Source organism: Acinetobacter guerrae (genome assembly GCF_009372255.1).
Classification (GTDB): Bacteria; Pseudomonadota; Gammaproteobacteria; order Pseudomonadales; family Moraxellaceae; genus Acinetobacter; species Acinetobacter guerrae.
Genome location: NZ_LXGN01000005.1, coordinates 63,406 through 80,611 on the forward strand (window position 1 = coordinate 63,406; position 17,206 = coordinate 80,611).

Genomic DNA, 17,206 nt, shown 5'->3' on the forward strand with positions numbered 1-17,206 from the left:
TTATAATATAACATTTCACTTATTTTGCAATAAAAAACATTCATTCATTCTACAAAGCATTACACTCAGACCCGATCTTGATCCAAAATTTATTTCTTTATATTTATGCCTTTTACTTTATCCCATGCGGTTCTTGCTCCCCCTATCGCCAAAATAACTCGATACAAATTGCCCATTGGTGCTTTGGCGATTGGCTGTATGACACCAGATTTAGTGCGATTATTTACAGATGAAAATGTCACGATCAGCCATGAATGGGCAGGCTTAATTATTCCAGATTTATTGCTTGGACTTATTTTTTGCGTGCTGTGGTATGTACTGTATCGCCCTGTGTTGTATTACTGGCTCTCTCTACAAGATGATTTAAATCTAGCTACTTTTAATCGGTTCTGTAGTTTTTGTATGGCGTGTATATTGGGAGTCATCATAGGCTGTGCAACACATATTATCTGGGATGGACTCACGCATGACGATTTTAGAACCTTTGCATTTCAAGGCTTACTCAGTCAGGACATCTTATTTTTAGGGCGGACTTATCCTATTCATCGATTTTTACAACTTACAACCTCTGTGGTGAGTTTGCCGATTTTAGGTTGGATGTGTTATCGCTATATGATTGAATATCGTATTCAAAAGCAGCGCACATCATATAGATCATTAAGTCTTACGATATTTCTTTCGTTCGCTGTAGGCGGCTATTTTCTTTTTATCTATTGGCAACAACTCGATACTCAACTCTGGCATACAGATACCTATGCTGTTACAGGCAAAGCGATTAATTATTTTTCACGTGGTTTTCTCATCTGTTTTAGTTTGAGCTGCCTCATTTTTATTCTGGCCAAATGGTTTAAGGCATTTAGCGCTCAAAAACAGAATTAAGCTTTCAATTTGCTGTGTTTTTTTGCTGTTTTACGCTCAAGTTCTTGTGAGTGCTCATTCAAAAAGGCATAATCGCTGATTCACTGGCGGTACGCTGTTTACGTATACGCCCCTACAGCCAATATAGTTTGGATTTTTAAAATATGATGCGAACTCATTACTGTGGCTCTTTAACAGAAGCCCAAATTGACCAGACAGTAACTCTTTGTGGATGGGTACACCGTCGCCGTGACCATGGTGGGGTTATTTTCCTAGATATGCGTGACCGTGATGGTTTGGTTCAGGTGGTTATCGACCCAGATACCCCAGAAGCCTTTGCCACCGCAGATAAAGTACGCTCTGAGTTTGTTCTAAAAATTACTGGTCGTGTTCGTCGTCGCTACGAAGGCACTGAAAATGCCAATATGGTCAGTGGTCAAATTGAGGTTTTGGGCAAAGAAATTGAAGTTCTTGCACAATCTGAAACACCTCCGTTTCCATTGAATGATGACAATATTAATGTGTCTGAAGAGCATCGTTTAAAATATCGTTTCCTTGATATTCGACGCCCTGAAATGTTAGAGCGTTTACGTTTACGTTCTAAAGCAACCACTTTAATTCGTAATTATCTAGACGATAATGGCTTCCTAGACGTTGAAACACCAATTTTGACTCGTGCAACACCAGAAGGTGCGCGTGACTATTTGGTCCCAAGCCGTGTTCAAAATGGAAGCTTCTACGCGCTACCGCAATCACCACAATTATTTAAGCAATTGTTGATGGTTGGTGGTATTGATCGTTATTACCAAATTGCCAAATGTTTTCGTGACGAAGATTTGCGCGCCGATCGTCAACCAGAATTTACCCAAATCGACATTGAAACATCATTCTTAAATGATGATGACATTATGGATTTGATGGAAGGCATGACTGTTAAATTATTTAACGATTTGCTTGGGGTGAAGTTCGATAAATTTGAGCGTATGACTTATAACGATGCAATGCGTGATTATGCATCTGACAAACCAGATATGCGTATTCCATTGAAACTCGTTGACGTTGCAGATTTAATGCAAGATGTTGAGTTCAAAGTATTTGCTGGCCCTGCAAAAGATCCTAAAGGTCGCATTGTTGCTTTACGCGTACCAGGTGCAGGCTCGCTGCCACGTAGTGCGATTGATGAATATACTAAATTTGTCGGTATCTACGGCGCGAAAGGTTTAGCTTATATCAAAGTCAATGAGCTAGAAAAAGGCATTGAAGGTTTACAATCTCCAATTGTGAAATTTATTGAACCGATCGTACTTGATCTACTCAAACGTGTTGGTGCAGAAAATGGCGATATCGTGTTCTTTGGTGCAGACAAAGCCAAAGTTGTGAACGATGCGATGGGTGCTCTACGTGTTAAAATCGGTCATGACCTAAAACTTACAACATGCGAATGGGCGCCACTTTGGGTCGTTGATTTCCCAATGTTTGAAGAAACTGACGATGGTAAATGGACATCGGTTCACCATCCATTTACTTTGCCAAAATCAAGTGTTGAAGAAGTCAAAGCCAATCCAGGCGAAGCTTTGTCTGTTGCGTATGACATGGTTTTAAATGGTACTGAAATTGGTGGTGGTTCACTGCGTATTTATACCTTAGACATGCAAAAAGCGATTTTTGAAGCTTTAGGTATTGGTGAAGAAGAAGCAGAAGAAAAATTCAGTTTCTTATTAAATGCTTTACGTTATGGCGCGCCTCCACATGGTGGTTTGGCTTTTGGTCTAGATCGTTTGGTCATGCTAATGACAGGTGCTTCGTCTATTCGTGATGTGATTGCTTTCCCGAAAACCAAAACTGCAGAATGTCCATTGACGCAAGCTCCTGCACCAGTGGAACCAAATCAGTTACGTGATTTAGGCATTCGTTTACGCGAGCAGGCTAAAAAAGAAGATTGATTTGATCTTTGAATTGAGTTGTTAAAAAATCTGCTTTAGGGCAGATTTTTTATTTAAGGGACTTAAAAATCAGAAATCTGACATTCAAAACTAGACGGAGTCTTAAACTTTTCAGAAAAAAGACGGATTAACTCACGTTTTAACTGTTCAAAATCCTTTACTTGCTCATCATCATTTAGACAAATTTGAGGCAACTTTTCTTCTCTCACGACATCCGCAATTTCATTTAATGTTTCAAGTCTTAAATTAAAATTCTGCCCTCGACTAAATAAATTAATCGGGTAAAATCTGCCAGAGCATAATTGCCAGATGCGAAATAAATATTGATTTACATCTAGTGGATGTCTAAAGCGATGTGTACAAACTTGATTTAAATAATCTTTCTCGCATTGCCAAACTTCTTCAAAGGTTGATTTCAAAAAAGACTGTGGTAAATGCATATTATAAAAACTTGAAAATTTTCTATTATAAAATTCCAAAAAATTAATAAAATTATTTTTTACTGTATAATTAAAATTAAAAAGAGTATAAGGACTTTTCTTAAAAAGCTGACGTTTATTAAAATATTTATTAATAATAGCAACATCAGTCAAGGCCACTGCTCCTAAGAAATTTTCTGCACCGACGACCATCAAAGGCTGTAATACAATTCCGTCACAGGGTAATCCTTGCTTAAAAAAGAATTCTGGGTCTAGTGGTTTATTTATAAATGTATCATCATTAAAATACACAAAATGTTCAGCCAACCCTTTAATTTTATGTATATTTATCTCTATAACATGTGAACTGAATGTTGGTAAATATTCTTTATCTATAATTTGATCATGGGTCACTAAATTTAATTTAGGATGATCTTTTACTAAAAATTTCGGGAAATGCCCACATGTCACAATATGGATGGTCCTCACCCACGGGCAGTATTTTTCAATAGATCTAAACCAGTATTGCAAGTTCTCCCAATCTCGATAACGACATTGTTCATCTAATTCTTGTTGTGTAAGATGACTATCTTTCGATTTATAATAGAGAAAATCCCTTTTCCAGTTTGTATCATTTGAGTCTACCCAAATCATTACAAAATCAATTGGATGTATCAAACTCGTGTTCCCCACAACAAAATTCTAAATAAAAACATCTACAACAGTTAAAGCTAAACTGATAAAAATAATATGGATTTATTGTATAATTGCGTTAATTATTCTCCACAATTTGCACATAATGATAATATTCGTAATTTTTAATACTAGTTTTCTTATCATTCCATCATAAATTAGGCAATTCTGTTGAGATAGCAACATTCGAGTGGCATAATTGGGCAATTTTATAGCTAAACAAGGTTATCATTATGGCTATGCGCCCAGAAGTGCGTCGTCACGCTCTTGTGATTATTGTTTTCTCTTTAGCACAATGGCTATTTATGCGCTACATTCTTTCGCATGAGCTGTTTAACTTAAATACTAATCAACGCATTCTTTTCTTTTGTATTAGCAGCTTGGTCGGTGCCTTACTTATTTTTGTCGCGCTGATTTATATGGTTATAAAAGGCAATGCCGATAATTCTTAACTATTAAAGTACTCTCTTATTAAAAGCAACATCAACTTGGATAAACTCAAAAAGACGATGTTGCTTTTTTAGATATTAAAGCAAATCAAAAAGATTCAACACGATCAATAAGCTCTTTTGATATATCTAAAGCCTGTCGAATGGTTACATCCATATCCATATAACTATAGGTTCCCAAACGCCCAGCAAATGTGACTTTCTTTTCTAACTTCGCCAATGCCAAATATTTATCCAATACAATCTTGTCATCTGCTAATCTTACAGGATAATAAGGGATATCTTCATCCTTACAATCTGCACTATATTCTTTAAAATAAATAGTTTTTTCATGTGTTTCCCATGGGGAAAAATGTTTATGCTCAGAAATTCGAGTATAAGGTATTGTTTCATCACCGTAATTAATTACAGCATTACCTTGATAGTCACCTTGAGCATAGTTTTTTTCAAACTTTAAAGTACGATAATTCAATTTTCCTTCAGAATAATCAAACCATTGATCTAGTTTACCTGTCCAGATGATATGATCATATTCATCAATTAAGTCTTTGGAAAATATCTGATTTAACTCTACCGAAATATTTTTATGGTTTAAAATAGATTCAATAATTGATGTATATCCATTTTCTGGCATTCCCTGATATTTATGAGAAAAATAGTTATCATCATAATTAAATCTAACAGGTAATCTTTTTAAAATACTAGCGGGTAATAATTTTGGTTCTAACCCCCATTGTTTTTTTGTATATCCTTTAAAGAAAGCATCATATAAACCTTTACCTATAAATTTTAAAGCTTGTTCTTCAAAATTTTTTGGTTCATCAATATGATTATCACCCTGCTTTTCTATGAATTTTCTTGCTTCACTGGGCGAAAAACTGGCGTTAAAAAATTGGTTAATGGTATGTAAATTAATAGGGAGAGAATATACCTTATTGTTTACAATTGATTTCACTCTATTTATAAATGGTTTAAATTTTCCATGCGAATTGACATATTTCCAGACTTGTTCATCATCTGTATGAAAAATATGGGGGCCATAAACATGTTCCATAATTCCAGTTTGATGATCACGTTCAGTATAGCAATTTCCACCTATATGATGACGTTGATCAATTATAAAGATAGAGAATCCTTTTTCAGCAAGTTCTCTTGCAATGACTGCACCTGTGAATCCGCATCCTACAATTAAAAAATTCATTTAACTAATCCAATTTTATCTAAACCAAATGAAACTGATATCTCTTCTAATAATCGATTATCAGCTCCAACAATAATTTTTTTTATAAACTCAACATTTTCAGCTTTAAGATAAGTATTTTGTTGATCTAAACCACCTATGCAAATGGTTTCCTGACTTAAATCATACTTTTTTAGTACATCATTCAGTTCATCAAGAGGTGTAACTATTTTAGGTTTTGAAAAGAAAGATTTTTTTCTAGGATCTTGTTTTCCAACCCCATTCCCCGCAGCGCCTACTGGCCGAGTATGGAATACTTTTACTTCATCAATAATACCAATTTTAGCAGAATTCCCTAAGCGCTTAGGCCATAAATTATCTAAGCCCCAGCCTGATTTATTTTCATTAAAGGTTGCATACAAAAATTCAAAAGATTTTTGATTAAAACAAGGAATCATCACTTCAACAAAATTTGTTTCACGATATTTAAATGATTTATTATTTAATAGAATACTCCAAGAATAATAACTTCTTTCATCAAGAGAAGGCTGTGCTAAATCAAATTTATAATAATGAAATAGTTCAAAAAAATCATTAATTGTTTGAACATCTGTATCAATATCATCATCAGGTAACCAAATTGCATCATATTCTTTCCAAAATTCTGTGCTAGAAAAAAAATGATATAAACCTTCCCATTTTGATCCTTTATATGGATGAAAAAATTTAACTTTATCCATATCAAATTTTGGATGATCTCCAAAATAACTTAAGGCAACATCATAGTGTGCTTCATTTGATATCCATTTCTCATGTAATGAATTATCCCCACATCTTACAACGATTAAGTTTTTCATAACAAACTCTAACTAAATTTGATTTAACTTTATTTTAAAATTAACAATATTGCTCATAAAATATTTTTAACCATCTTTTTTTGAATGATCTATTTAACCTTTCAAAGATATTTCGCTCCACTTTATTTTTCTCTAAAAATAATTTCCGCTCTTGTTCTATAGTGCTAGTAACTGAAGTGTGAGTTAATATTTCTGGATGATCAAATAAAAAAGTTGCATAAAAATGAACATTTGAATTGAATTGATATAACTCATCCCAATGATCGCAAACATGGGGCTTTTGATGATAATCTAATAAGACTTTAGCCATAGCTTTGTCTACAATGTAAGCATAAGTATAAGAAAAATCAGCAATACTGTAAGGATGAAGTTTCAAAATACTTTTATTATAAATATTTTGAGGTTGAATTCTCCCATAAATTCTGTCATTTACTTTAAGCTGGATACCACCCAAACTCATCAGAAAACAATCTTGCAAATTTAAATTTTCTATTTCTGATTCAAATTGATTCAAATCAATATCCATAATTTGAATAGCGTCATCTTCTAATACTAATGCATATTTTTCATCGCTTGCAACAAAGTCACGAAGAGCTTGCATATGAGATAGAGTACAACCCAACTCTCCTGGACTTAATGGATGCTTTTGAGCAGCAATGGCCAAATCAAAATATTCTTTTACGGAAAGCTCTTTTCCCTTAACGCCTATTTTCTGAAAGTCATCCATATACTGGTGAAAATTACTTTGAGAGAAAAAGGTTTGTAGTCTTGGACTATCGTATGCTTCGATACTAATGAGATATTTTTTCAAAATAAATTACCGATTTGATCATATACTTAACTTATAGGTTTGAAGAAAAAAACCCTTCATTTTTTTTATGATATAAGAAAAATTTAGATATGATTTCTTTTTTGTTATAGACATCATATCCCTTTCATTTTCAAGATAACTTTTATCTTTCTCATTTTCGATTTGAGGATGATCAAATATATAGGATACATAAATACTAAATGGCTGTTTTGAAACCATTATAAGATCAGCCCATTGATCATAAACTCTCGGCGGCTTATGGAAATCGATTAATATTTTAGCCATTTCACGATCAACAATATAAGCATAAGCATAGGCCAAATTTTCGTAAAAGAACGGGTCAACTTTCAAAATAGACTGGCCCAGTAGAAAATCAGGATGATTTTTTCCCTTTACTTTACGACAAATCTTCATCTGGATGCCGCCTAAGCTTAAGAATAATGGAGAAGCGAGATTGATCGTTGCGACTTGTTGTTCTAACTTATCAAAATCAACGTCAAAACGCTCAATCACATCATCTTCAAAAATAATGCCATATTTTTCATCTGATGCTAGAAAGTCTTTCAGTGCTTCGAGATGTGAAAGCGTACAGCCCAACTCACCTGGAGTCATCGGTTTTTTCTTACCCGCAACCCCCTTCTCAAAATATTCACTAACCGTTAAGTTTTTTCCAACAATTCCAAACTGGCTAAATTCATTTTTATATTTGTAAAATGTAGATTGGGAATATAATCTTTTTAAACGATCACTATCCACAGATTCAATACTGATTAAATATTTTTTCATTTCAATCAAGTGCTAAAATAAACCAAATACAGTGTATCGAATTATAGTGCGGTCGAGTGTAAAATTTAATGATGAAACGTCAAATTTTAAAAAAATGGTATAAATATCAGCAAAATAAAAAGCAAAAATCCTTTAATTCGCATTGGTATATGCGTTTTGGCTGGTTAGATCAACCTTTGACCAGTTTAGACCAGCTTAAAGATCTCTATGAAATTCATTCTCCGCAAAAATTTACATTCGCAGATAGTTTTTATGCTGAACATGAAGGGAGGTCTTATATTTTCTTTGAAGAAGTCGACGATCAACATCCTGTCGGTTTCCTCTCCGTCATTGAAGTATTTAAAGACGGATCATATACAGCATCACAAGCGATTTTAAAACTGGATTACCATCTGTCCTATCCTTGTATATTTAAAGTTAAAAATGACTGGTATATGATTCCCGAGACATTTTCAAATAAGACAATTGAGCTTTGGAAATGCACAGAATTTCCCCTTAAATGGGAAAAACATTCCAATATTCTGGAAAATATTGAGGCTGTAGACAGCACACCTTTTTATCATGATGGGATGTGGTATTTATTTACCTCCACCCGACGCAACTGCAAAAAATTCGGTGATCGTTTAGATTTATTCTTTACTCAAGATATTCTGAATCCCGAGTGGAAAGAACATCCAATGAATCCTGTCGGTATAGGTAAAATTCAATATCGAATGGCAGGAAAACCGTTTTACTATCAAGGCAAATTGATTCGACCTAGCCAAGATTCGTTAAAGCGCTACGGTGGACATATCGAATTTAAAGAAATTACTAAATTAAGTCCAAACGAATATCAAGAAAAATTATATGAAACGGTTTATCCAGATTGGCTTGAAGATGATGATGGATGTCACACCATTGACGTTCACGAAAATTTTGTCTTAGTTGACGCCATCCGATTGACCAAAAAATAATCTAATTTACTTTTTGTGATTGTTGTATTGCCAAATAGTAAACTTTTAGTGTTTTTTCAACCATTGTATCTAAGGAAAGTTCTGCTTTAGCTTTATCAAATGCGGGCTGAAAATCCTGATAAATATCATCAAATTTGGCAATCGCAAATTGAATCAATGCATGTAAATCTTCAGCCGAATAACCTTTTGCGATGTATTCGGTTGGAATAAAATCACTGACCATCCCCACATTAGTGGCAATAACGGGTTTATTTTCCAATAATGCTTCTGCAACGATGAGAGGACCACCTTCTCTGGATGATGAAACAATCACCAAATCACTGGATTGAAGAAATGGCAAAATATCCTTTTTATAGCCGACTAATTTCACTTTATCTTGCAGATTCAAGTTTTGAATCTGCTGATTTAAATCTTCATATTGCGTACCACTCCCCAAAATTTCCAACTCAAGATCAATGCCCTGCCAAGCCTGAATCAATTGATCAAATCCTTTGACTGGATCAAGTCGACCAATTGCGATGGCTTTTTGCGGATGTTTTGAATGGACGCTAGCAACTGGTGTTGGTTTTTCAAGATCAACACCATTATAAATGACATGAACTGGACGATATAAACGTATTTTCTCAGCTACGGCCTGACTCACCGCGATCACTTCTGAAAAATTTTGATAGCTTCTTATATTATTTTTCATACCATGAATAGTCGCTATACTCGGTATCTTTAAAAATGGCAATAAATAACCCAAGATTTTAGCGGCTTTACCACCTTGAGCATGGACTACATCAGGTTGAATATGTTTAATTGTTTTAAGAACAGCATAAAGAAGACATGGATTCATACGGCCTTTAGAAAAGTCATAATAATAACAATGAAGACTACTTGATTCAGGTAGTTGATTTTTATAATGGATATCTAAAAATAAGTGAACATCTTGCTGTTTTGATAGTTGTGTGCAAAGTTGGAAAGTATGTTTTTCTAAACCTCCAATTTTTCCACCATCAGTTGCCATGATTTGAACAATCTTCATTAGTCACCCAATTATTTTTTGTCTTTATTCATACTTTGTTCAAATAACTTTGCCTCTTTTAAAAAAGCATAAAAGGCATTGATCATACTTCCAACAAATCCTCTCCAGCCATTCATAAAATTTCTACGAAAAAAATAAGATTTCACAAACATTAAGGGCATTATGGTTACTAATTTAACTAAATTTGGTGATTTGCCTTTTTCAAATTTTTCCTTAGATTTTAGTTCTGAGTATTGATTATTTTTTTCAACTTTAACAAAGATACTCGACTCACCATAATGATAAATATCATGCTCTGCACGACGAGACTCACCATTAATCATCACATTTTCATGGACTTTATTGGCAAGATCATAATGGCCTTTGGACTTGCGAAAAAAACGGACTTTGGCATGTTTTTTGGTATGTTTACTATTTGGAACACCTAAAAACACATCATTAATTGGGGTAATAAGTGCATCAATCTGGTTTTGCTCAATCACTGAAATAATCTCTTGCTTTAGAGCATTTGACAGTACTTCATCACCATCCAAATTTAGTACCCAGTCATTGCGACACTTTGCCAACGCCAGACTTTTTTGCCCTGCATAACCTTGCCAGTTTTGATGAGAAATTTGAACATTTTTAAATTGTTGAGCAATTGCATAGGTATTGTCAGTGCTTCCCGAATCTAAAATAATGACTTCATCAAAATCACGGACACTATCTAGCGTGCTTTGCAGCCATGCTTCACAATTCAGTGTGACGATATAAACGCTACATGCGATTTTACTCATAGTTTATAACGTCCTTTCGCTAGGGCAATTCGCATTTGAAGCGCATTCATACCACCGTGTGTACTCACTCGTGGAATATTAAATGGATGCTGTACATTATACGCTTCAATTTTTTTACGGGTAGATACCGCATTTTTAAAACCAATTTTGCGCGCCATCTCTTGGTGCTTTTCATTAAATCGACCAAATGGATAAGCAAAACTTGGACATTTCCCAACCAACTGCTCTACATCTTGTTTAGACTTTTGCATTTCATCATACGCACTCTGATCATCTAGTTTAAGCAAATTGACATGATGTTGAGTATGTGCGCCAAACTCAACCAGACCAGATTGTGCCATTTCTTGGATCTGCCCATTATTGAGTTTTTCAATACCTTCTATTTGCGTTGCCAAATAAATTGTTGCTTTTGCTTGATATTTTTTTAAGAGCGGATAAGCATATTTATAGTTATCCATAAATCCATCGTCAAAACTTAGAGCTACCACATTGTTTCGATCACGATAATATTCTAGCTCAGAAACAAAACAGAAGATTGATTTTTTATTCACCAAAAGTTGTAATAATTGCTCAAACTTTTCAGGTGGCATATTCATTCCAGAGGCATTTTCATATGGACTCACCTGATGCAACATGACAATACGAGGTAGTTTACTCGACCGAAAGGGCAACCAAAAAGCATAGTTACCAAGTAGATAAATTAACCCTACAAGTAATACTAAAGCCAACGCAATATAGAGTAACCACATTATCAATAAACCTCATGTGACCATTCATAGTCTTCTGAGAATGGTTGGCGGAAAGTCACTTCTAGCATATATTGGGTAATCCGTTTTGCATTAAATGATTGGCGTGTTTTCTGCCAGCCAGCCTGTGCAATCAGTTTGGCATATTCTGGTTGCTGATCAAAGTACTGTATCTTTCTTGCTAAATCGACCTGATCATCAAAATAAACCACTTCTTGCTCATTATACAATTTTTCAAAATCTGGTATGCGAGGACAAAAAGTTAATAAACCATTCCCTGTTAATTGAACAATACGATCGGAGCTATACAACGTGACATCATTGCGACGTGAATAGTTAAGTCCCATTTTTGATTCAGCTAACACCTGATAATAAGCTTTCCCATACACCCCTGCATGTTCAAAACAGCCATAAAATTGATAATTAATTTTGACTTGCTGTAATGCTTGTGCCAAATCCATTAAAAACTTTTCACGCTCTGGCTCTTTATAAACAACTCCACAAAAAATAAAAGTTTTATCAGTCTCAGTGTTACTAAACTGTTTTAGAATTTCTACATTACGATGTCCAATATTTGGCAGGTAAGCAGCACTCAAATGAGACTGTTTTAATTTAGCCAAATATTCTCCCCCAGTCGTAGAAAAAATGGCATCCAGATACGGTGAAAATGCTTTTATAAAATCCAGTTTATGTTCATGATAAAGCGGATCTACATACCAAAAAGCAATTTTAGTTTTCGGATACATTTGCTTGATTTGCTTCAGCACCTCTGGACTCATCAGATCACTATGTCCAATAAGTACCAAATCTGGCTCAAGATTCTGAACCGTTTTTAAAATCTCTTTATTAGCCCAGCATGCGCCTAGTTTTTTTGTTTTAAAAATAGTTCCCATCCGCGCCATATCACGAAAGCTAAAGTCATAAACAAAATGGCCATTTTCGATCAAACCTGCAGAGATTTTTCGGTCAGTACAATAAAAATGTGCGCCTTGTTTATTAAAGCCAAAATTTGCAATATGCAATATTTTCATTTAATTAAAAACTCGATGAGTCCAGTAATTGAGATGCTACTCGCTTCGCTTCATCTAAAGGAGCGACAAGCTGTAACAAACGTATTGTTCCTGCACTTGGTGCAAATGATAATTGATCAATCAATTGCGTGATTCTATCAGATTTAACACGATCTATTGCAATCACCCCGACATGACAACCCGCGGTCAATGCTTCAAAAATCATCGAAACACTATCTTCGGTCACATAAACCATTTCCGCCAGTTGCATTTGTTCAAAGATCCAGCCCTGTGGAGTGTGTTCTACAGGGAAAATTTCTAATTGCGACGCATAATCTTGTTTTTTTAAATGATCGAGAAAATGCTCAGGCGTCCGTCGGGAGGTCGTCAAGATCATCTGACAATGTGGATTCTGCTGAACAATCTGTTCTATTGCTGTTAAAACTTTATTTTCATTCCATTGATGTCTTTTTGAACTTCCACCAAGTGCAATCAAAATACGGTTAGCTTGATGCCGATGTTCATTTTCAATTGGATTAAGTGCACCTTGCGTCACAATCACGCGATCAGATGCAGTCACACCATCATGTTCAGGAATAATTGCGTAGTCAAAACAATGAATTGGTAAGTTTGGCTTCATTAAGATCACGGTTTTCGCTTGAGGATAGATTTTTCCTAGCAACCAAACTCGAAAGTGGGTATGAGAACCCACACCAAAAATAAAGTCGGGCTGTTGTGTGATTCCATCCACATGATGGGTAAACAGCCCTTTCAAAACTGTTATCAATGGTAAGCTTTCTAGCCGAACTTCTTCAAAACTAGAATTGGGATTTTGCTTATGCATGGCTTGATATAAGCCCAAAGCCTGTGATCGATGTCCAGCCTTTGCATCACTCACATACACAATATGCATTTTATTTTTCCAATATCACATCAATAAAAAAAGGCGAAACACCTGTTTCGCCTTTGATCTTAACTGATTAGATTATTTAACGTAAGTTAACCAGTGTTCATATTTCGGATTTTTACCTTGAACTGCATCAAAGAATGCTTTTTGAATAATAGTCGTGATTGGACCACGACGACCTTCACCAATTTGACGATCATCATATTCACGGATTGGTGTAACTTCCGCCGCAGTTCCAGTGAAGAATGCTTCATCTGCAATATAAAATTCATCGCGGGTAATACGACGCTCAACCACTTCGTAGCCCAAATCTTTTGCAATGGTCATAATTGTTTGACGAGTAATACCATCAAGCGCACCACCCGCAATATCAGGAGTATGTAACACGCCATCTCTTACCAGAAATACGTTTTCGCCTGAACCCTGACACACATAACCTTGTGGATCCATTAACATCGCTTCATCATAGCCTGAATGCGCTACTTCCTGATGAGCGAGAATGGATAAAGTATAGTTACCCGAAGCTTTGGCTTTACACATGGTCACGTTTGGATGATGGTGGGTAAACGAAGATGTTTTAACACGAATACCTTGCGCCATCGCTTCTTCACCCAGATATGCACCCCAGCCCCATGCTGCAACTGCTGCATGAATCGTGTTATCTGTAGCAGCAATTCCAAGTTTCTCAGAACCAATCCAAATAAGTGGACGCAAATAGCATGAAGCTAATTTGTTTTCACGTACCACATCAATTTGAGCTTGCTCAAGCGTTGCTTGATCAAATGGGACTTTCATTTGATAAATTTTTGCAGAGTTCAGCAAACGTTTAGTGTGGTCTTGAAGACGGAAAATTGCTGTGCCTTTAGGTGTTTCATAGGCACGGACACCTTCAAAGACACCCATACTATAATGTAGCGTATGAGTTAAGACGTGGATTTTCGCATCACGCCAGTCAACCAATTGTCCATCTTGCCAAATAAAACCATCACGATCAGCCAAATTCATGGCACACACTCCAAATTTTTACACAATCATTCACTCTCCAGCATCACTGTTGACGCTGGATCTATTAATCTTTGCCATAACTTGCAAACGACCTCGCGGGTATCGCGCCAGTCCGCAGCACTGACTTGCATGGATTGATTTGCAAGGGCTAGACGGTGGCTCTCGGCTCGTTCACTGAGATAAGCGTGTATCAATGCTGTGGCATCTTCACTGGATAAGCAGCCTGCTTTAGCAGCATCTTCAAGAATTCTCACATTATCGGAAAAATGGGCGAGATCAGGATTCGCACCACTCCATGCAAGCACCATATACTGTGCCATAAATTCGATGTCAACGATACCACCTGCGTCCTGTTTTAAATGAAAAATCCCATGTTTTTTTTGTTCTGTTGATGAACCCAGATGATCTTTCATTTTTTGGCGCATTTTTAGCACTTCTTCCTGCACGTATTTTTCATCGCGAGGTTGCGTCAATATTTTTCCACGTAAGCTTAGGAACTTTTCTCGTAATCTCGTTTCGCCCGCAATGGATCGCGCACGCACTAAAGCCTGATGCTCCCAAAGCCATGCACTTTTTAATTGATAATGCTCAAATGCTTTCAGACTAGTAACCAACAACCCAGCTTCACCTGAAGGACGCAATCGTGTATCAATTTCATAGACGCGACCATCCAGCGTTTGTGTGGTCATTAACGATAAAAACTTTTGTGCCACGCGCATGGCAAACTCAAATCCAGTAATGGATTTTTGTCCATCAGTTTCGCCTTGTTCATTAAAATAATGAATAAAAACCAGATCAAGATCGGAACCGTATCCCAGTTCAATACCGCCTACTTTGCCATAACCAATCACAGCAAAACCGTTATGCTCTAGCGAACAGCGTTGTCCTTCGGCATCGAGTGGATAACCGTGTCGTTTCACCACTGCCTGATACGCCAGATTTAAAGTGGCGCCTACACTGACTTCTGCAATATCAGTTAAAGCATCAGATACTTTCATCAGTGGACTTTCTGCCAGAACGTCACTGGCAGCGACCGTCAGTACATTACTTTTCTTAAATAAACGTAATACCCGCATTTGATCTTCAACTTGATCAATTTCAATCCGCAGAAGTTGTTGACGTAAAGAATCCTCTAAGTCTTTGCGCTTTGGTAGCTCAAAATCCATCGATAAAAATTCATCGAGTAAGACAGGATATTGAGTCAATTCTTCACAAATCCACGGGCTTACCGTTGCCATTTTGACCAATCGCTGCATCGCTCCACGACTTTCCATCAACATGACCAGATATACGGTACGACGCATGACTGACTCGACTAAGGGCATTAAACGTATTAATGCCACTTGCGGTTTGTCTGACTGTAAAATTGCTTCAATCAAATGCGGCCAGAAATCTTTTAAACGTTGCACTGCTTTTGATGGAAGTTTTTTTAGCGCATTGCCATGCCAAAATTCATGGATCAGATTTTTTGCCGAATCGTCCAGAACGGTATCCAGTCGTTGTTCAAGCTGACTTTCTGTTTCCACAGGTGAAGCAACTTCTTCCTGAATCAGATTCTTAAATTGATCGCTAACTCTGGCTCTTTTTTCATTTAATACTGTTAAAAATCCATCCCATGAAGGATATCCAAGCGTATCAATCATACGCTGATGCAACTCAGGCTCTATCGGTAACATCTGAGTTTGCTGATCATTTAAAGCCTGTATCGCATGTTCAACACGTCTTAAAAATAAATAAGCATCCTCAAGCTCAATGACTGCCTTCGAATCTAGCAGACCGACCTGCCCCAAATGGTGCAAACTAACCAGACATTGACGATCTTGTAACTCACGTTTTGAGCCGCCATAGATCAACTGAAAGACCTGTACAATAAATTCAACTTCACGGATCCCGCCCGCACCTAATTTTATGTCATCGGCAATATTACGTCGTGCGACTTCACGCTCAATCATGGCTTTCATTTCACGCATGGCTTCAAATGCTGAATAATCAACATAACGCCGAAAAACAAAAGGTCGCGTCATTTCTAGTAAATGATCACCACGTTTACCCCCGCTGATAATACGTGCCTTAATCCATGCATAACGTTCCCATTCACGACCATGCTGAATCAGATATTTTTCCAATGCCACATGACTAATTGCTAAAGCTGAACCATCTCCCCAAGGACGCAAGCGCATATCAACACGAAATACAAAACCATCTGCGGTGATATGATCTAGCAGATAAATCAGTTTTTGCCCCCATAAAATACAAAACTGCTGAACATCAATCGACTTACGACCATTGGTTTCACCTTGTTCATCAAAAGCAAAAATTAGGTCAATATCACTAGATAGATTAAGTTCCTGTGCACCAAGTTTTCCCATTCCGACCACGATTAAGTCCTGAATTTGACCATCGTAACCAATAGGTTCTCCATGTTTAGCAACTAAAGGAGGGAGAGAAAATTGCTTGGCTGCACAAATACAAGCATCGGCAAAATCTGAGAGTTCGCGTGTAAGTGTGACCACATTGGTCAGTTGATTGGCATCTTGCCAAATCCAGCGAAACATAAGTTTTGCACGTAAGATACGTAATGTGCGCATCCATTGACTTTCATCTTGAATGTCTTTTAATTCTTGTTCAACACGCTGAAAAATTTCATGCGTAGTAAGTGCATAATTAAACTGATCGATTGCATAATCTTGTTCTAAAGCAGCTTGATGTAAACCTAATACCTGCTCTGCATATTGGCTAGCTCTTAATGTATTTTGCAACTGCTCAGTATTCATAACAAACCTGCA

At 36.3% G+C, this 17,206-nt stretch carries 16 protein-coding genes; 4 read left to right on the forward strand and 12 right to left on the reverse strand.

Going from position 1 to position 17,206, the window contains the following annotated elements; all coding sequences use genetic code 11:
* Window positions 1-105: 105 nt before the first annotated feature.
* Entirely contained in the window at window positions 106-879 is a 774-nt protein-coding gene (locus A7A69_RS04130; protein WP_152876379.1) for a DUF4184 family protein, read from the forward strand.
* A 143-nt stretch (window positions 880-1,022) separates the two neighbouring features.
* Window positions 1,023-2,801, forward strand: coding sequence for an aspartate--tRNA ligase (gene aspS, locus A7A69_RS04135; RefSeq protein WP_120370006.1), 1,779 nt, complete (start codon window positions 1,023-1,025; stop codon window positions 2,799-2,801).
* 62 nt (window positions 2,802-2,863) lie between these two features.
* Here aspS and A7A69_RS04140 read toward each other — a convergent pair whose 3' ends face one another.
* Entirely contained in the window at window positions 2,864-3,895 is a 1,032-nt protein-coding gene (locus A7A69_RS04140; protein ID WP_338325118.1) for a glycosyl transferase, read from the reverse strand.
* Between the two features lie 251 nt (window positions 3,896-4,146).
* On the opposite strand from A7A69_RS04140, the gene A7A69_RS04145 reads away from it, so the two are divergent.
* Window positions 4,147-4,365: a hypothetical protein gene (locus tag A7A69_RS04145; protein ID WP_151980873.1), complete on the forward strand. Its 219-nt coding sequence runs from the start codon at window positions 4,147-4,149 to the stop codon at window positions 4,363-4,365.
* 85 nt (window positions 4,366-4,450) lie between these two features.
* Here the strand turns inward: A7A69_RS04145 and glf are convergent, their stop codons facing one another.
* The 4 genes from glf to A7A69_RS04165 are packed head-to-tail and all read right to left on the reverse strand — an operon-like array spanning window position 4,451 to window position 7,996.
* Window positions 4,451-5,563 carry a UDP-galactopyranose mutase gene (gene glf / locus A7A69_RS04150; RefSeq protein ID WP_152876380.1) on the reverse strand — a complete coding sequence of 371 codons (1,113 nt, stop codon included), beginning with the start codon at window positions 5,561-5,563 and terminating at the stop codon, window positions 4,451-4,453.
* Window positions 5,560-6,399, reverse strand: a complete 840-nt coding sequence (locus A7A69_RS04155) for a DUF707 domain-containing protein (protein WP_151980875.1) — start codon at window positions 6,397-6,399, stop codon at window positions 5,560-5,562. The genes glf and A7A69_RS04155 overlap by 4 nt, the downstream gene beginning before the upstream one ends.
* Window positions 6,400-6,439: 40 nt before the next feature.
* Window positions 6,440-7,210, reverse strand: coding sequence for a glycosyltransferase family 25 protein (locus tag A7A69_RS04160; protein ID WP_152876381.1), 771 nt, complete (start codon window positions 7,208-7,210; stop codon window positions 6,440-6,442).
* An 18-nt stretch (window positions 7,211-7,228) separates the two neighbouring features.
* Complete coding sequence (locus A7A69_RS04165) at window positions 7,229-7,996, reverse strand: glycosyltransferase family 25 protein (RefSeq protein WP_152876382.1); 768 nt, start codon at window positions 7,994-7,996, stop codon at window positions 7,229-7,231.
* A 68-nt stretch (window positions 7,997-8,064) separates the two neighbouring features.
* Here A7A69_RS04165 and A7A69_RS04170 point away from each other — a divergent pair, with 68 nt between their 5' ends.
* The gene (locus A7A69_RS04170) at window positions 8,065-8,949 is read left to right on the forward strand and encodes a glucosamine inositolphosphorylceramide transferase family protein (RefSeq protein WP_152876383.1); all 885 of its coding nucleotides are present in this window, start codon (window positions 8,065-8,067) and stop codon (window positions 8,947-8,949) included.
* A gap of 1 nt (window position 8,950) precedes the next feature.
* On the opposite strand, the gene A7A69_RS04175 is transcribed toward A7A69_RS04170, so the two are convergent.
* From A7A69_RS04175 to glnE, 7 genes are all read right to left on the reverse strand, one after another.
* Window positions 8,951-9,976 carry a glycosyltransferase gene (locus A7A69_RS04175; RefSeq protein WP_152876384.1) on the reverse strand — a complete coding sequence of 342 codons (1,026 nt, stop codon included), beginning with the start codon at window positions 9,974-9,976 and terminating at the stop codon, window positions 8,951-8,953.
* A gap of 11 nt (window positions 9,977-9,987) precedes the next feature.
* Window positions 9,988-10,752, reverse strand: a complete 765-nt coding sequence (locus A7A69_RS04180; protein ID WP_152876385.1) for a glycosyltransferase family 2 protein — start codon at window positions 10,750-10,752, stop codon at window positions 9,988-9,990.
* Entirely contained in the window at window positions 10,749-11,504 is a 756-nt protein-coding gene (locus A7A69_RS04185) for a polysaccharide deacetylase family protein (protein WP_338325119.1), read from the reverse strand. Before A7A69_RS04185 ends, A7A69_RS04180 begins: the two co-directional genes overlap by 4 nt.
* Window positions 11,504-12,529 carry a glycosyltransferase family protein gene (locus A7A69_RS04190; RefSeq protein WP_151980881.1) on the reverse strand — a complete coding sequence of 342 codons (1,026 nt, stop codon included), beginning with the start codon at window positions 12,527-12,529 and terminating at the stop codon, window positions 11,504-11,506. The genes A7A69_RS04185 and A7A69_RS04190 overlap by 1 nt, the downstream gene beginning before the upstream one ends.
* Before the next feature lie 4 nt (window positions 12,530-12,533).
* Window positions 12,534-13,421 carry a mitochondrial fission ELM1 family protein gene (locus tag A7A69_RS04195; protein WP_152876386.1) on the reverse strand — a complete coding sequence of 296 codons (888 nt, stop codon included), beginning with the start codon at window positions 13,419-13,421 and terminating at the stop codon, window positions 12,534-12,536.
* 72 nt (window positions 13,422-13,493) lie between these two features.
* Window positions 13,494-14,420: a branched-chain amino acid transaminase gene (locus A7A69_RS04200; RefSeq protein ID WP_120370016.1), complete on the reverse strand. Its 927-nt coding sequence runs from the start codon at window positions 14,418-14,420 to the stop codon at window positions 13,494-13,496.
* 26 nt (window positions 14,421-14,446) lie between these two features.
* The gene (gene glnE / locus A7A69_RS04205; RefSeq protein WP_152876387.1) at window positions 14,447-17,194 is read right to left on the reverse strand and encodes a bifunctional [glutamate--ammonia ligase]-adenylyl-L-tyrosine phosphorylase/[glutamate--ammonia-ligase] adenylyltransferase; all 2,748 of its coding nucleotides are present in this window, start codon (window positions 17,192-17,194) and stop codon (window positions 14,447-14,449) included.
* Window positions 17,195-17,206: the final 12 nt, after the last annotated feature.

Coding starts and splice junctions, on each gene's coding strand:
- A7A69_RS04130 (WP_152876379.1), top strand. CDS start 106: ATGCCTTTTACTTTATCCCATGCGGTTCTTGCTCCCCCTATCGCCAAA.
- aspS (WP_120370006.1), top strand. CDS start 1,023: ATGATGCGAACTCATTACTGTGGCTCTTTAACAGAAGCCCAAATTGAC.
- A7A69_RS04145 (WP_151980873.1), top strand. CDS start 4,147: ATGGCTATGCGCCCAGAAGTGCGTCGTCACGCTCTTGTGATTATTGTT.
- glf (WP_152876380.1), bottom strand. CDS start 5,563: ATGAATTTTTTAATTGTAGGATGCGGATTCACAGGTGCAGTCATTGCA.
- A7A69_RS04155 (WP_151980875.1), bottom strand. CDS start 6,399: ATGAAAAACTTAATCGTTGTAAGATGTGGGGATAATTCATTACATGAG.
- A7A69_RS04165 (WP_152876382.1), bottom strand. CDS start 7,996: ATGAAAAAATATTTAATCAGTATTGAATCTGTGGATAGTGATCGTTTA.
- A7A69_RS04170 (WP_152876383.1), top strand. CDS start 8,065: ATGATGAAACGTCAAATTTTAAAAAAATGGTATAAATATCAGCAAAAT.
- A7A69_RS04175 (WP_152876384.1), bottom strand. CDS start 9,976: ATGAAGATTGTTCAAATCATGGCAACTGATGGTGGAAAAATTGGAGGT.
- A7A69_RS04180 (WP_152876385.1), bottom strand. CDS start 10,752: ATGAGTAAAATCGCATGTAGCGTTTATATCGTCACACTGAATTGTGAA.
- A7A69_RS04190 (WP_151980881.1), bottom strand. CDS start 12,529: ATGAAAATATTGCATATTGCAAATTTTGGCTTTAATAAACAAGGCGCA.
- A7A69_RS04195 (WP_152876386.1), bottom strand. CDS start 13,421: ATGCATATTGTGTATGTGAGTGATGCAAAGGCTGGACATCGATCACAG.
- A7A69_RS04200 (WP_120370016.1), bottom strand. CDS start 14,420: ATGAATTTGGCTGATCGTGATGGTTTTATTTGGCAAGATGGACAATTG.
- glnE (WP_152876387.1), bottom strand. CDS start 17,194: ATGAATACTGAGCAGTTGCAAAATACATTAAGAGCTAGCCAATATGCA.